We start from the raw sequence: 14,431 nt of genomic DNA on the forward strand, positions 1-14,431 counted from the left end.
CGTCGCGCGACGGTGACATCCCCGGCCCGCCCGCGAGGCCCGGAAGTGGTGCAGTGCTGGAGGCCCCTGCGGGGAGGCCGGACGGCACGCCGTCGGCAGGTACTCGGACTCGCGGGCTCTGGTCGGAGCCGCCCGCACACCGCTGCGGGGCAGTCCCGGACTCGCACCGGGTTCCCCTGCGTCGACAGCAGGATTGAGCATACATCTAGTGGTGTCCGCTCGATGCGACACCACATCTTGTGCGGCGCCGCGTGTCGGCCCGGTGACCGGTGGTACCGGAACGGGCCCGTTGCAGGGCCGGGCCGGGGCCCCGGCGGCGCCCGGGCCCGGCCCGGGCGGGTGCGCGGCCGGCGCCCGGGGGTGTCCGGATTGGGAAACGGAATGGTCACCGGGCGGGAGTTCGGTCAGGAGCATGCCCTACGATCACGGCTCATGAGGGAGCGGAGCGAGGGGGACGCATGAGCGACGGAACGGGCGCACCCGGACAGGCACCGCAGGGGCAGCAGCCGCCCGGGCCGGTGCCACCAGCGCCGTACCCCGGCGCACAGCCGGCACCGCCGGCGCCGGGCGGATTCGGCCCGCCGCCCGCCTCCTACGGGCCGCCGGTGCCCGCGCAGCAGCCGGTGGTTCCGCCGGTGCCCGTGGTGCCGCAGCCGCCCGCGCCGCAGCCCGTCCAGCCGCAGCCGGTCCACCAGCAGCCGGTGCCCCAGCCGGTCCGCCAGCAGCCGCCGCAGCCGCCCGTGCAGGCCCAGCCGCCCGCCCCGCAGCCGCCGCAGCCGGTGCAGCAGCAGCCGGTCCAGCCGCACCCCGGGCAGCCGTTCCCGCAGCAGCAGATGCCACCGCAGATGCCGCAGCAGCAGTGGCAGGCCCAGCCGCCCGCCCCGCAGCCGCACGGCGAGCCGGACTGGGCGGCGCTGGCCGACCGGAACGAGGCCGACGCCAAGCGCAAGGGCCGGCGGAGGATCATCGGCGCGGCGGTCGCCGTGGTCGTGGTCGGCGGCCTGATCGCCGGCGGCCTGATGTTCCTGAAGAAGGACGACGGCGGCAAGAAGGACCCGCTTGCCGGGCCCAGCGCGACGGCCGCCCAGTCGACGGCGCCCTCGGGCAAGGCGTCCCCGACGAGCACCCCGAGCGCCACCGCCACCCCGCCGGAGGACCCGTCCAAGGCGCTCTGGGAGGCCGCCACGGACCCGGCGCCGCAGGACGCCGCCGCGCTCTTCTCCGCGCTCACCGTCACGGTCAACGGCGCCACCTGGAACCGGACCGTCGTCTCGCTCGACTCGCCCTGCTGGGACGGCAACTCCACGGTCGGCGGCCTCGGCAAGGCCCTCGGTGACCAGGGCTGCCGCCAGGTGCTCCGGGCCACGTACGTCTCCGGCGACAGCGCGGTGACGGTCGGGGTCGCGGTCTTCGACCACAAGCAGCAGGCCGAGACGGCGCTGAAGAACTACGTCGGCCACCTCAAGGGCGCCGCCGCCCCCGGCTCGCCGGCCTTCTGCACCACCCCGGGCTGCACCAACACCAAGGGCACCCTGGGCCGGTACGGGTACTTCACCGTCGAGGGCTCCGCCAAGGGCGGCAACACCGCGGACGCCACCGCCACCGCGGCGGCCGTGGGCTTCGGCGAGCACGTGAAGAACCAGCTGCTCCAGCGCGTCAAGGCCGGCGCCCCGGCCGCCGCCCCCACGGGCTGACGGCCGCCGGGCCCGTCCGCCCCGGCCGGGCCCGTTCGCCCCGGCCGGGGGAGTGTGGCAGGCTCACCGCCAGTCCGTCGTACAGGTGTTCCGGTGGGGTCGGCGCAGGCCGGTGCCGGTCAGCATCCGGAGGAGTGTCCGTGCCCCTGCCCCGAGCGCTGCGCGCCAAGCCCGCCGTGCTGGCCGCGGCCGGTGCGGTGCTGGCCGCCGGGACGGTCGTGCTGGCCGGCCACGACGGCCGGGCCGACGGCGACGGCGGCCGGCCGTCGCCCGGGCCCGCCACCCGCAGCGAGCTCACCCTGGGCAGCGCCGGGCGCACCCTGCCGCCCGAGGTCGGCCGCGGGCTCGTCGCCCGTGACCCGAAGGCCTCCCCGAACGCCCGGGCCGTGCAGCAGCTCCTCGCCGACCTGGAGAGCCAGGCCCGGGCCGGCCACTCGGCCGGGACGGTGATCGGCCAGCACGTCGAGGCGCACAACGAGCTCTACAACCCCGAGTACGGTGACTACCCCGGGACCAAACCGGTCGGCTACTACTACAAGAAGGCCGCCGACATCACCGGCAAGCTGCCCGGCTTCGTGGAGACCGACCTCGGCCCCGGCTACGGCCAGAGCGGCTGGGGCGTCGGCAACCCGCGCTCGTACTCGCAGGGCCGCTGGCCGGCCTGCGCGACGGGCTGGCAGTACACCGACGACGCGGTCGACCTGATGACAGCCGTCTGGTCCGGCCACCCGCGCGCCGAGGACGGCAGCTACGGCGCGTCCGGCGTGCAGAAGAACTGCGACGGCACCACCACCGAGCTGCCCGACAACGGCGGCGCCCCGGCCGGGCTGGTCGGGATGTCCTTCCACCAGCCCTACCCGGGCTCGGACGTGAAGTCCTTCGACCGGGTGCTCTGCTCCTCCTCGCCCGCCGCCAAGGACCCCGGCTGGTTCGGCCGGGTCGTGGACAGCACGGGCGGCACCCCCGAGTACCAGGCCCTGCTCAAGGACCTCTCCTACCTGGCGGACCACCTGGAGTACCTGGCCGCGCACGACGTCCCGGTGCTGCTGCGCCCGTACCACGAGATGAACGCGGCCGACTGCGCCCGCGGCTTCTGGTGGTCCGGCCGCAAGCCGGCCGAGTACCAGGCGCTCTGGCGGATCACCTACCACTACCTGGTGGAGACCAGGGGCCTGCACAACCTGCTCTTCGCCTGGACGCCGGTCTCCTGGGACGGCGCACCCGGCGTCGACCCCTGGGACTACTACCCGGGCGCGCAGTACGTCGACGTGGTCGGCGTGGACGACTACAGCGGCAGCCCGGCGCACCCGATCGGTACCGGTGAGGTGTGGACCGAGCGGTACTACGACGGGCTGGCCGCCTACGGGAAGCCGCGGATCCTGGCCGAGTCCTTCGCCGTCCCGGTCAACGCCCGCCAGCCGGACACCCTGCGCCGCACCCCGTGGACGATCTGGACGGTCTGGGGCCAGTCGCTGACGGCCGGCAACCTGACCCCGGACCAGCCGCGCAACTCGAACGCCGACGTCAAGGCCACCTACGGCAGCGGGCTGGCCCTCACCGGCGGCTCCGGCCCGTTCGCCCCCGGCATCGACTGGAGCGGGCTGCACGTCCGGTGAGCCCGGCGGCGGCCCCGGTGAGTTCGGTTACACGTCGCAGGCCCGCTGAACCCCGGGAATTCCGGGTCCGTTGGCCCGTGTGGCATTCTGTGGCGCGGAATCGGGTTGACGCCGGGAACGCCCGGCAGGGGCGGGGGTACGGGAGATGACACAGGCGCGTCCGCACCGCCTGGCCGGCGGCCTCGCCGTGGCCTGGGGCACGGTGCTGCTCGGCTGGGCGCTCTACAACTGCTTCGGACAGGTCGGCTTCGCCACCTTCGTCAAGGGCATCTTCTTCTACGGCGGCTCCTCCGTCGGCGCCGAGACCGGCAGCCTCAACTACGCGGCCCTGTACCTGACCGCCGGCATCCTGCTGCTCCGCGGCCGGGACTGGGCGCGCGGGGTGGCCGTCGGCGTGGCGCTGGTCGAGGGCTACAACCGGGTGCGCAGCCTGACCGGCGCCCTGCTGGACCCGCCGCAGCGCCACTGGTTCACCGGCACCACCGAGGGCTGGCTGAAGCTGGCCACCTTCGGGGCCGGTGTGCTCGTCACCACGACGCTGGTGGTGCTGCTGGTCGCCGCACTGCGCCGGGGGGCGGGGACGGGCTGGGCGCCGGCGCCCGCGCCGTGGGCGGCCGGCGGGCCGTCGCCGTTCCAGCCGCTGCCGGAGCAGCTGCACTGGTCGCTCCGCCAGACGCTGCCGCAGGACCAGGCGCTCGGTCAGCCCGTGCCCCAGCAGCAGCTGTTCGGCCCGCCGCAGCAGGCCGCCCCGGGGGCGGCCGCCCAGCCGCAGACCCAGCCGCAGACCCAGCCGCAGGCCCGCCCGCAGACCCAGCCGCAGGCGCCCGTCCCGACCCGGCCGGACTGGCCGCAGCCCGCGCACCCCGCCGCCCAGCAGCCGCCGCAGCCCGCCTGGCCGGCGCAGCAGCCGCCCGCCCGGCCGCCGGTGCCCCCGCAGGCCGCGCCGCCGCAGCAGGCCTGGCCGGCCCCGCCGGTGGCGCCCGGCCCGGTCACCCCCGGCCCGGTGGCGCCCGGCCCCGTCCCGCCGCCCCCGTACCAGGGCTGACCCACCAGAACCACCGCCCGCGCCGGGCGGTCGAACGACCGACGTCACAGACGAGGAACGGCTTTCACCATGACATCAGCGACGCCCGTGCGGACGGTCCTGACCACGTCCCGCGAGGCGGCCCGGCTCGCCGACCGGCAGATGTCGTGGAAGCCCCGGGTCTCCCCGTTCTACGTCTCCTTCCTGGTCATCTTCTCCTTCTCGATCTGGGCCTACGTCCCCAACCCGACCCCGCTCGGCTGGGCGATCACGATCCTCTGGGGCATGCCGGTGTTCGGCGTGCTGATCGGCTTCCAGGGCGTGCTGATGGTCCGCCGCCGGCTGCGCCAGGTCGACCGGATGACGCCGCCGTCCCCGGCCGAGGACGACTACCTGATCGTGCTGGTGCCGACCATCGGCCGGCACGACACCTACCCCGCGCTGGAGCGCTCGGTGCTCTCGTACGTCGAGCACCTGCCGGCGTACTTCCCGTGGATGCGGGTGGACATCCTCACCGAGGAGGGCTGCGCGGCCGGCGAGAAGATCGACGACCTGGCCGCCCAGCACCCGCTGATCCGGGTGGTGACCGTGCCGAAGGCGTACGAGACGCCCAACGGCACCAAGTTCAAGGCCCGCGCCAACCACTACTCGCACGAGCTGCGGATCGAGGAGGGCGAGGCCGAGGACGACGTCTGGGTGCTGCACATGGACGACGACACCGGCGTCGGGCCGGACACCGCCGCAGCGGTGGCCCAGTTCATCAACCGGCAGCGCCGCGCCGGGGACGACGCCAAGCACATGGCGCAGGGCATCCTGACCTACCCGCGCGAGAACGCCGTCTCCACCTTCACCTGGCTCGCCGACGCGATCCGCCCGGCCGACGACATCGCCCGGTTCCGCGCGATGACCGGCACCGGCACGCCGATCGCCGGGGTGCACGGCGAACTGCTGCTGGTGCGCTCCTCGGTGGAGGCCACCATCGGCTGGGACTTCGGGCCGAAGACCATCGTCGAGGACGCCCAGATGGCGCTGAACTTCTGCCTGCGCTACCCGGGCCGCAGCGACTGGTTCAACGGCCGCTGCTACGGCGCCTCGCCGGCCGGGGTGCAGGACTTCCTCAAGCAGCGTGAGCGCTGGGCCTGGGGCCTGGTGGCGCTCTGCTTCAACAAGACCATCCCGCTGCGGTTCCGGCTGTTCATCGGGATGGGCATGGTCAGCTGGGTGCTCGGCCCGCTCCAGCACGTCGGACTGGTGCTGCTGGTGGCCTGGTTCACCGGGACGATGAACACCTCGCCGGTGACCCAGTCCGTGGTGCTGCTCTGGTCGATCAACTTCGCCTACGTCATCTGGACGTACTGGGAGGGCCTGCGGCTCAACGTGGTGGGCTCGGCCAACCACCGCCGCAAGTGGTGGGAGCCGATCGTGGTGGTCGCGGCCATCCCGCTGTTCTCCTTCCTGGAGGGCTGGGGCGGTCTGCGGGGGCTGATCAAGTTCGTCCGCCGCGAGGAGAACAAGTTCGTCGTCATCGCCAAGCCGGCCTGACCGCCGGCCTGACCGGCGGCGGAACAGCTGCCAGGAACTGCTGCCAGGACTATGAAACGCTTCGTCATCTTCATCCTGCCGACCGCCGTGCTCGGCATCACCGTGGGAGTCCCGATCATCTGGGGCGACCACCCGATCAAGTTCGACCACCGGCGGCCGACCGAGGTGCACTGGGCCGGGACGGCCAACGAGCAGGGCCGGGTCTGGGGCTTCGGCAAGGACGCGCCGCCGGCCGAGGACACCGGCCCCAAGGTGGCCCGCCCGTGGGCGAAGGGCAGCCCCGAGTGGGGCGTCCAGGTCTACTGGCTGGACGACCCGGCGGACCCGGAGAACTTCGTCCAGGGCAAGGCCGACCGGATCGTCGACTACGTGGTCGGCCTGAACGCCAACGCGCTCTCGGTCTCGTTCCCGTTCTACACCGTGGGCAGCAGGTCCAGTGCGGTCGCGGCCCGGCCGACCACGCCCACCCCGGAGCGGCTCGCGCTGCTGCTGGACGCTGCGCACCGGGCCGGCCTGCGCACCACCGTCCGCCCGATCCTGGACGAGGAGTCGCTCAAGACGGCGTCCAAGGACGGCTGGCGGGGCACCATCGCCCCGGCCGACAAGGACGCCTGGTTCGCCAGCTACACGACCTTCCTGACGCCGTACCTGAAGACCGCCCAGGAGCACGGCGCGACCGAGTTCACCATCGGGACGGAGTTCAACTCGCTGGAGAGCGCCCCGCAGTGGGCCGGGCTGCTGGACCAGGCGAAGAAGACCTTCCACGGCGAGCTGGTGTACGACGCCAACTGGGACAACTGGTACCGGGGCGCGATCCCGGTGCCGACCGAGCAGACCGGTGTGGACGCCTACTTCCCGGCCAAGCAGGCCGGGGACGACGCCTCGGTGGCCGACCTCGCGGCCAGCTGGAACGGCTGGCTGGACAAGCGCGGCAAGGGCCCGCAGCCCACCACCAAGCTGACCGAGGTGGGCATCCCGGCGCAGAAGGGCGCCTACAAGGCGCCCGGTGACTTCTACACCAAGCGCGAGCTCAACGAGCCCGTGCAGGCCGCCTGGTTCACCGCGGTCTGCCAGGTGGCGCAGGAGCGGAAGCTGGCCGGGGTCTACTTCTGGTCGCTCTACTTCGGCATCGACCCGACCCTGCCGACCAACCAGGACACCCCGCGGATGGACTTCGCGGGGCGTCCGGCCTCCGAGCAGGCGATCCGCGGCTGTTTCGCGCAGACCTACGAGGTGCCCGCGGCCCCGGCCGCCCCGCCGGCTCAGCCGGCCGCGGGGGCCCCGGCCGGCTGACTCGGCCGGGGGGTCGTGGTGGCCTTGCGGGTCGGGGCGGTGGTCGGCCTGCGGCTGGGGGAGGAGGTGGGGCTGCTCGGCGCCGCCGTGGTCGGCTGCTCCGTCGGCACCGGCGGGTCGGCCGGCGGCACGGCGGTGGCGGTCGGCGTGGGCTGCGGCGCCGGCTGGGGGGCCGCCAGGGCCTCGGTGATCTGCTTCTCCAGCCACGGCGTCACCAGCCGCATGCCGGCCGGCGTCAGGTGCACGCCGTCGGTGGCGGGGGAGACCAGGTGGCCGTCCCGGTCCTTCCAGGTGCAGGTGCCGCCGGGGCAGTAGAAGGCGTTCAGGTCGAGCAGCTGGACGGAGCCCCCGGAGGCCTTCACGAAGTCGTTGATCTGCTGGTTGTAGCACGTGCCCCAGGTCTTGCTGATCGCGCCGTTCTGCACCCGCTCGTTCATCAGCAGCACCCGGGCGCCGTGCCCGCGCTCGCGGACGAGGTCCACGGCCCGGCCGAGCTCGGCGGTGTAGTGGGTGCGGTAGTCGTCGTCGCACGGGTTGAGCCAGCTGCCGTCCAGGTACTGCTCGGCGGCGTCCCAGCCGAGGTGCAGGACGACCGCGCGGGCGCCGGAGGTGTCCAGCTGCCTGCTCCACAGCGCGGTGCGGTCCCGGCAGTCGTCCGAGGTCTCGAACTCCACCTGGGAGGTGCCGCGGACCTTCTCCGAGCCGAACACGCCGCAGCCGCTGATCCCGCCGTCGACCACCCGGAAGTCGTCGCCGTGCCGGTACAGGCCGGTGGCGAGGTCCTCCGAGAAGGAGTCGCCGAGCGCGAGCACCAGCGGCTTGGCGTCCGCGCCGGAGCGCATGTCGTGCTCGACCCAGGCCGGCAGGTACCAGGCGCCGGCCGTGGCCGTCAGCGCGGCGGCGGCGAGCAGCGGGATGGTCGGGAACGGCCGCCAGCGCATCACCCGCACCCGCTCGGTCGCGGTGTGCAGGAGCCAGGCCAGCACCCAGGAGACCGGCGCGCCGATCGCCAGCAGCAGCCCCGGGGAGATGTCGTCGACGAAGCGCTGGAGCATCCAGTAGACCGGCAGGTGCAGCAGGTAGAGGCTGTACGAGATGGTGCCGGTGAGCCGCAGCGGGGCCAGCGACAGCACCCGCACCAGCGGGCCCCGGTCGTGGCAGAGCGAGGCGGCGAGGACGGCCGACAGCAGCGCGACGCCGGCCAGGCCCCCCTGGTAGAGCCAGGGCTCGTGGTAGTTGTCGACGCTGAGACTGGCCCAGACCAGGCCGCCCAGGGCGACGGTGCCGAGTGCGGTGAGCAGCACCGTGCCGGCCGGCCCGGACTTCGCCTGCGTGCGCCGCTCGGAGCGCGAGCCGGTGTCCCCGGCGTCCTGGGCCTTGCGGCGCAGCCGCAGGTACACCACGAAGGCCGCGGCGGCGCCGGCCGCGAAGCCGACCGCGCGGGACTCGGTGCCGAGGTAGAGGCGGTCGCTGTTGGAGCCGTTCCACATCAGCGGGGCCACGGCGGCCGCGGCGGCGAACAGCACGCCGGTCACCACGCCGGCCGCGGTCAGCGAGCGGCGGCAGGCGGCGTAGATGACCAGCAGCAGCAGCGGCCAGACCACGTAGAACTGCTCGGTGATGCTGAGTGACCACATCGCGGCCAGCGGGTCGATCCCGGCGAAGTGCTGCCAGTAGGCGTCACCGCGCTCCAGCTGGGCCCAGTTGGCGATCTGGGCCAGCGCGGCCAGTGCCTGCGGCTTCAGCTCCCGGACGTCCTTGAGCGGGCTGACCAGGGCGGACAGCAGGACCACCAGTACGACGGTGGCCAGCAGACCGGGCAGCAGCCGCTTGGCCCGGCGCCGGTAGAAGACGCCGAGGGCGATCCCGTCGGTGCGGTCCAGCTCGCGGATCAGGACGAGGGTGACGAGGAAGCCGGAGAGGACGAAGAAGGCGTCCACGCCGAACAGGCCGTTCTGGAACCAGTTGGTGTGGTAGAGCAGGACGGACGCGATGGCCAGGCCGCGCAGTCCGTCCACCGCCTGGAAGCGCACCGACGGCGGTACCGGTCGGCGGGGTTCGGGCGGTTCGGCGGGGATGGCGTACCGGCTGCCGCGCGGGGCGGGGATGCCCCGGGCCTCCCGCATGTCCTGCAGCGTGGGGCCGCCCGCCGTGGAGGGCGCGCCGAGGCTTGGCCCGTCGTACATGAGGTGCAACTCCCCGAATCGATGGGCAAACCACGACGTGTCTCGATCAGAGGTTTATATCAAAAGACCTGCTTTGATCGTCCGTCGGGCGCTCTGACCAGGGCGGGCACCGGCGGTGGGTCGGAGCGGACCGGGCGTCAGAAGGCCACGGTGTACACCAGCAGGTCCACCCCCGGGACCGGGGACCAGTCGCGCCCGGGGGTCCGGTGGAAGCCGACCCGGTCGTAGATGCGGTGGGCGGCCTTCATTTCGGGGCGGGTGGAGAAGGCCATCCCGGCCAGGCCCAGTTCGCGGCTGCGGGCCACGGTGGCGCGGACCAGGGCCTCGCCGACCCCGCGGCCGCGGGCGGCCGTGGCGGTGGCCAGCATCCGGATCTCGCCCTCCTGCGGTGAGGCGATGTCGGCCCACTCCGTCCCGCCCACGGCGAAGGTCACGCAGCCGAGGACCCGTCCGTCGGTCGCGTCGACCGCGACGAGGAGCTCGGCCTCCCGGGCCCGGCGGGCGGTGTCGCGCAGGAGGCCGACGTAGTCGCTCGTGGGCGAGGTGTGGCCGTCGCCGACGAAGGCCTCGACGGTGATGCGGCCGGCGGCTTCGAGGTCCGCTTCGAGCGCGGGGCGGATGACGATGTCCATCCGGCCAGTCTGCCGGAGCCCGCGCCGGCGGTGGGCGCCGGGGGCTGCGGTCCGGCGGGCTGCGGTTCGGCGGGCCGGGCGACGGCGGGCCGGGGCGTGGGACGGACGGCGGCGCCGCGGTCGGAGGCGGGCCGGTCGGAGGCGGGCCGCGGTGCGGTGGCCGGGTCGGCGGACGGGAGGAGCGAGGCGGCGGGCATGGTGCCGAGCAGCCGGTCCGGCAGGGCGGGGTCGACGGGGTAACCGCCGGGCCGGTGCCAGTTGTCGCGGCCGTTGGCGGCCCCGCGGGCCACGTCACGCCCGACCAGGGTGCCGAGCAGGCCGAAACCGCCGACGACCCCGGCGAGGGCGAGTGCGCTTGCGAGTGTGTCGGAGTCCATGGCTCCACTCTCGCGGCGCCGGTCGACGGCCACGAGTGGCAGGAATGACCGATTGCCTCGAAATCCTGCCACCCCGGCTCTTCCCCGTCGGCCGCTTCCCGGGCATGCTGGGCGGCATGCTCAAGAACGTGGTCGCGGTGGTGCTGGAGGAGGTCCACCCCTTCGAACTCGGGGTGGCCTGCGAGGTGTTCGGCCTGGACCGGAGCGAGGAGGGCCTGCCCACGTACGACTTCGCGCTGGCCGGTGCCCGCCCGGGGCCGCACCGCACGCACGCCGGCTTCGCGGTCGACGTGCCGTACGGCCCGGAGCGCCTCGCCGGGGCCGACCTCGTGGTGGTCACGGCCGTCGGCGTGCGCGAGGAGTACCCCGCGCCGGTGGTGGAGGCCGTCCGGGCGGCCGTCGAAGGCGGCGCCCGGGTGCTCTCCATCTGTAGCGGCGCCTTCGTGCTCGGCGCCGCCGGGCTGCTGGACGGCCGCCGCTCCACCACGCACTGGCGCTACACCGACCGGTTGGCGGCGTGGTTCCCGAGGACCACCGTCGAGCCGGACGTGCTCTACGTGGACGACGACCCGGTGATCACCTCGGCCGGCACGGCGGCCGGCATCGACGCCTGCCTGCACCTGGTCCGCAAGGTGCAGGGCGCGGAGGTGGCCCGGGCGATCGCCCGCCGGATGGTGGTGGCCCCGCACCGGGAGGGCGGTCAGGCGCAGTTCGTCGCCCGCCCGCTGCCGGAGGGGGACGGCGACTCGCTCGCCCCGCTGCTGGACTGGATGCGGCACCACCTGGACCAGGAGTGCACCGTCGAGCAGTTGGCGGCCCGGGCCCACATGTCGCCGCGCACCTTCGCCCGCCGGTTCCAGCAGGAGACCGGTACCACCCCGCACCGCTGGCTGATCGGGCAGCGGCTGCTGCTGGCCCAGCGGCTGCTGGAGTCCACCGCCGAGCCGGTGGACGCGATCGCCGCCCGGTGCGGCTTCGGCAACGCGGCCACCCTGCGGCACCACTTCGGCCGCCGGCTCGGGACGACGCCGCTGGCCTACCGCCGCTGCTTCGCCGAGCCGCTCGCGAGCTGAAGCGGGCCGCAGCCGGGCCGCAGCCGGGCCTCGACGGGCCGCACCGCGGGGGCCTCGGCGGGGCGCACCCGCCCGCACCGGGCCCGCGGGCGGGGCCGGCCTCAGCCCGCGGCCAGGTGCCCGGTCTCGTTCCAGTGCGCCGGGCGCAGCCGCCCGCCCTCGGCCCGCCAGAGGCTGGTGGAGCAGTTGCGGACCGGCTCCAGCGCGGTCAGCTGCGCCTCGGTGAGCCGGTCCAGCGCGTAGCGGAGCATCAGCACCGTGCAGTCGTGCGCGACCAGCAGCACGGGCCGGCCGGCCTCCTCCTCGCCGAGGTCGCGGAGCAGGCTGCGCACCCGCAGCGCCACGTCCGCCCAGGACTCGCCGCCCGGCGGCCGGTAGTACAGCTCGCCCATCTTGCGCCGTCTGGCGGCCTCCTCCGGGTGCTTGGCCTCGATGGCGGCCTTGGGCAGCATCTCCAGCACGCCGAGCTCGCGGTCGCGCAGCCGCTCGTCGTAGCGGACCGGCAGGGAGACCGGCACCGCGCCCAGCCCGGCGGCCTGGGCGAGCGCGATCCGGGCGGTCTCGGCGGTCCGGACGTACGGCGAGCACCAGACGCTGCGCGGCCGGTCGGCGCTGGGCAGGCCGGCCCACCAGTGGCCGAGCGACTGGGCCTGCTGCCGGCCGTGCAGGGAGAGCGGGATGTCGGCGTCCCGGCAGCTGATCGGGACGCTCAGCGCTCCGGCCGCCTCGGCGAGCTGGAACTCCACGTTGGCGGTGGACTCGCCGTGCCGGGTGGCGATCAGGACGGACGGCAGCCTGGTCCCGGTCACGGGGGCCGCGGCGGGTGCTGCGGGGGCGGCCGTGGCCCCCGCGGGCGCCTGCGGTGCGCCCGGCGCGTGGGTGGACTGGTGCTGGCCGTTGAGCGTGGTGCCGAGTTCTGCCATCGCCGCTGCTCCCCGTGGGTCGATCCGTGGGTCGGTCGCCGGCCGGCGACCGACCCGGTGGTGCCCGGTGTACGGCCGTTCATACATATGATCGCGCCGTCTCCTCCAGTGTTCACGGAGGGGACGGCGCGATCACAGGGCGCGCGCGGGGGCAATCAGTGCGCCGCCACGGGCTCCGGCGCGTTCTTCAGCTCTTCGTCGCCGGTTTCGGCGCTGTAGTCGCCGGGCCGGGTCTCGTCCGGGTTCTCCGGCGCCTTGGCGGCCCTGAGCACCAGCGTGAGCACCACCGAGACCACCAGGTTGAGCACGAAGGCGGTCAGCCCGATGTAGCCCAGCTCGCCGATGCCGGGGATCTCGGCCGCGTTGCCGCCGAAGTGCTTGGTGGCGGGGCTGGCGATGTCGTACGCCTCCCAGGTGCCGTAGATCATGCCGACCGCCCAGCCGGCGAACAGCGCCCAGTGGTGGAACCAGCGGGTGAACAGGCCGCCGACGATGGAGACGAAGGTCTGCAGGATCCACAGGCCGCCGAGCAGCTGCAGGTTGATCGCCGCCTGCTTGTCCATGGTGAGCACGAAGGCCAGCGCGCCGACCTTCACCAGCAGCGAGGCGATCTTGGCGACCCGGGTCTCGTCGGCCGGGGTGGCGGTCGGCTTGAGGAAGTCCTTGTAGACGTTGCGGGTGAACAGGTTGGCCGCCGCGATCGACATGATCGCGGCCGGCACCAGCGCGCCGATCCCGATGGCGGCGAAGGCCACGCCGGTGAACCAGTCCGGGAACATGTTCTCGAACAGCTGCGGCACCGAGAGCTGGGCGTTGAACTTCTTGTCGCCCTTGCCGATGCCGGCCGCGATCGCCATGAAGCCGAGCAGCGCCAGCAGGCCCAGCATCAGCGAGTACGCGGGCATGATCGCCATGTTGCGGCGCACCGTCCTGCGGGACTTCGAGGCCAGCACGCCGGTCACCGAGTGCGGGTACATGAACAGCGCCATCGCCGAGCCGAGCGCCAGCGTGGCGTACGTCCACTGCTTGTTCTCCGGCACGGTCAGCGAGCCGGTCGCCTTGGGGGCGCTGAACTTCTCGCCGACGGCGTCGAAGATGTGGCCGTAGCCGCCGAGCCGCATCGGGATGTAGATCACCGCGACGATGATCACGATGTAGATCAGGGTGTCCTTGACGAACGCGATCAGTGCCGGCGCCCGCAGCCCGGAGGAGTAGGTGTACGCGGCCAGCACGCCGAAGGCGATGAACAGCGGCAGGTCCTTGACGAACCAGTTGGCGTTCTCGCCGCCGCCGACGCCCAGCACGTCCAGCACCGCCTGGATGCCGACCAGCTGGAGCGCGATGTACGGCATGGTCGCCAGGATCCCGGTCAGCGCGACCACCAGCGAGAGCGGCTTGGAGCCGTACCGCCCGCGCACGAAGTCCGCCGGGGTGACGTAGCCGTGCACCCGGGAGACCGACCAGAGCCGGGGCAGGAAGAGGAACACCAGCGGGTAGGCGATGATCGTGTACGGCACCGCGAAGAAGCCGGCCCCGCCGGTCGCGTACACCGCGGCCGGGACGGCCACGAAGGTGTAGGCGGTGTAGAGGTCGCCGCCGAGCAGGAACCAGGTGACCCACGTCCCGAAGCTGCGGCCGCCCAGGCCCCACTCGTCCAGGTGCTGCGCGTTGTCGGGCTTGCGCCAGCGCGAGGCCAGGAAGCCCATCACGGTGACGAGGGCGAAGAAGAGGACGAAGACCGTGAGGGCCGTGACATTGATGCCGCTCATCGCGCGCCACCCGCCTTCCGTGCGGCCTTGCGGGCCTTCTCGTCCCGGGTGATCAGCAGGTACGCGGCGACCGTGAAGACGGCCGAGACCGGCACCCAGAGCAGCTGGTACCAGTAGAAGAAGGGCACCCCGCCCACGTCGGGGGCGGTCTTGTCGTACGAGGACACCCAGAGCATCGCGACGATCGGCACGAGCAGGGCGAGCGCGGCCAGCACGCGTTCCGGCGTGACCGCCGGCGGTGTGCCGGGTGGCTCGGGCATGACAGCTTCGGTGGTACCGGTATCTGACGACATGGTTCGGCT

Annotated in this window: 11 protein-coding genes and 1 riboswitch; of the genes, 6 read left to right on the forward strand and 5 right to left on the reverse strand. The window is 73.7% G+C overall.

Features of this window, described 5'->3' with window-relative positions; all coding sequences use genetic code 11:
* Positions 1-76: 76 nt before the first annotated feature.
* A riboswitch (cobalamin riboswitch) is annotated at positions 77-218 on the reverse strand.
* Positions 219-458: 240 nt separating this feature from the next.
* The 5 genes from OH807_RS25635 to OH807_RS25655 all read left to right on the forward strand — a co-directional run bounded on the left by OH807_RS25635 (position 459) and on the right by OH807_RS25655 (position 7,169).
* Entirely contained in the window at positions 459-1,694 is a 1,236-nt protein-coding gene (locus OH807_RS25635) for a hypothetical protein (protein WP_406202943.1), read from the forward strand.
* 140 nt (positions 1,695-1,834) lie between these two features.
* Positions 1,835-3,310, forward strand: coding sequence for a glycoside hydrolase family 26 protein (locus OH807_RS25640; protein WP_406202945.1), 1,476 nt, complete (start codon positions 1,835-1,837; stop codon positions 3,308-3,310).
* Positions 3,311-3,455: 145 nt separating this feature from the next.
* Entirely contained in the window at positions 3,456-4,355 is a 900-nt protein-coding gene (locus OH807_RS25645; RefSeq protein WP_406202947.1) for a hypothetical protein, read from the forward strand.
* A gap of 69 nt (positions 4,356-4,424) precedes the next feature.
* A complete protein-coding gene (locus OH807_RS25650) occupies positions 4,425-5,876 on the forward strand; it encodes a glycosyltransferase family 2 protein (protein WP_406202949.1) in 1,452 nt (483 codons plus the stop codon).
* A gap of 51 nt (positions 5,877-5,927) precedes the next feature.
* On the forward strand, positions 5,928-7,169 hold the full coding sequence (locus OH807_RS25655; RefSeq protein WP_406202951.1) for a glycoside hydrolase family 113: 1,242 nt from the start codon (positions 5,928-5,930) through the stop codon (positions 7,167-7,169).
* Here OH807_RS25655 and OH807_RS25660 read toward each other — a convergent pair.
* Both OH807_RS25660 and OH807_RS25665 read right to left on the reverse strand, forming a co-directional pair.
* A complete protein-coding gene (locus tag OH807_RS25660; RefSeq protein ID WP_406202953.1) occupies positions 7,139-9,355 on the reverse strand; it encodes an acyltransferase family protein in 2,217 nt (738 codons plus the stop codon). The genes OH807_RS25655 and OH807_RS25660 overlap by 31 nt on opposite strands.
* Positions 9,356-9,492: 137 nt before the next feature.
* Positions 9,493-9,987 carry a GNAT family N-acetyltransferase gene (locus OH807_RS25665; RefSeq protein ID WP_406202955.1) on the reverse strand — a complete coding sequence of 165 codons (495 nt, stop codon included), beginning with the start codon at positions 9,985-9,987 and terminating at the stop codon, positions 9,493-9,495.
* A gap of 493 nt (positions 9,988-10,480) precedes the next feature.
* Between OH807_RS25665 and OH807_RS25670 the strand changes: the two genes are divergently transcribed.
* Positions 10,481-11,437, forward strand: coding sequence for a helix-turn-helix domain-containing protein (locus OH807_RS25670; RefSeq protein WP_406211174.1), 957 nt, complete (start codon positions 10,481-10,483; stop codon positions 11,435-11,437).
* Positions 11,438-11,538: 101 nt separating this feature from the next.
* On the opposite strand, the gene OH807_RS25675 is transcribed toward OH807_RS25670, so the two are convergent.
* The 3 genes from OH807_RS25675 to OH807_RS25685 form a co-directional block, all read right to left on the reverse strand.
* Positions 11,539-12,360 (reverse strand): histidine phosphatase family protein, encoded by an 822-nt coding sequence (locus tag OH807_RS25675; protein WP_406202957.1) that lies wholly within the window; start codon positions 12,358-12,360, stop codon positions 11,539-11,541.
* A 155-nt stretch (positions 12,361-12,515) separates the two neighbouring features.
* Positions 12,516-14,129, reverse strand: a complete 1,614-nt coding sequence (mctP, locus tag OH807_RS25680) for a monocarboxylate uptake permease MctP (protein ID WP_406202959.1) — start codon at positions 14,127-14,129, stop codon at positions 12,516-12,518.
* On the reverse strand, positions 14,126-14,389 hold the full coding sequence (locus OH807_RS25685; protein ID WP_406202961.1) for a DUF3311 domain-containing protein: 264 nt from the start codon (positions 14,387-14,389) through the stop codon (positions 14,126-14,128). The genes mctP and OH807_RS25685 overlap by 4 nt, the downstream gene beginning before the upstream one ends.
* Between the last annotated feature and the right edge of the window lie 42 nt (positions 14,390-14,431).

The organism is Kitasatospora sp. NBC_01560, assembly GCF_045208415.1.
Lineage (GTDB): Bacteria > Actinomycetota > Actinomycetes > Streptomycetales > Streptomycetaceae > Kitasatospora.

Coding starts and splice junctions, on each gene's coding strand:
- OH807_RS25635 (WP_406202943.1), top strand. CDS start 459: ATGAGCGACGGAACGGGCGCACCCGGACAGGCACCGCAGGGGCAGCAG.
- OH807_RS25645 (WP_406202947.1), top strand. CDS start 3,456: ATGACACAGGCGCGTCCGCACCGCCTGGCCGGCGGCCTCGCCGTGGCC.
- OH807_RS25650 (WP_406202949.1), top strand. CDS start 4,425: ATGACATCAGCGACGCCCGTGCGGACGGTCCTGACCACGTCCCGCGAG.
- OH807_RS25655 (WP_406202951.1), top strand. CDS start 5,928: ATGAAACGCTTCGTCATCTTCATCCTGCCGACCGCCGTGCTCGGCATC.
- OH807_RS25660 (WP_406202953.1), bottom strand. CDS start 9,355: ATGTACGACGGGCCAAGCCTCGGCGCGCCCTCCACGGCGGGCGGCCCC.
- OH807_RS25665 (WP_406202955.1), bottom strand. CDS start 9,987: ATGGACATCGTCATCCGCCCCGCGCTCGAAGCGGACCTCGAAGCCGCC.
- OH807_RS25670 (WP_406211174.1), top strand. CDS start 10,481: ATGCTCAAGAACGTGGTCGCGGTGGTGCTGGAGGAGGTCCACCCCTTC.
- OH807_RS25675 (WP_406202957.1), bottom strand. CDS start 12,360: ATGGCAGAACTCGGCACCACGCTCAACGGCCAGCACCAGTCCACCCAC.
- mctP (WP_406202959.1), bottom strand. CDS start 14,129: ATGAGCGGCATCAATGTCACGGCCCTCACGGTCTTCGTCCTCTTCTTC.
- OH807_RS25685 (WP_406202961.1), bottom strand. CDS start 14,389: ATGCCCGAGCCACCCGGCACACCGCCGGCGGTCACGCCGGAACGCGTG.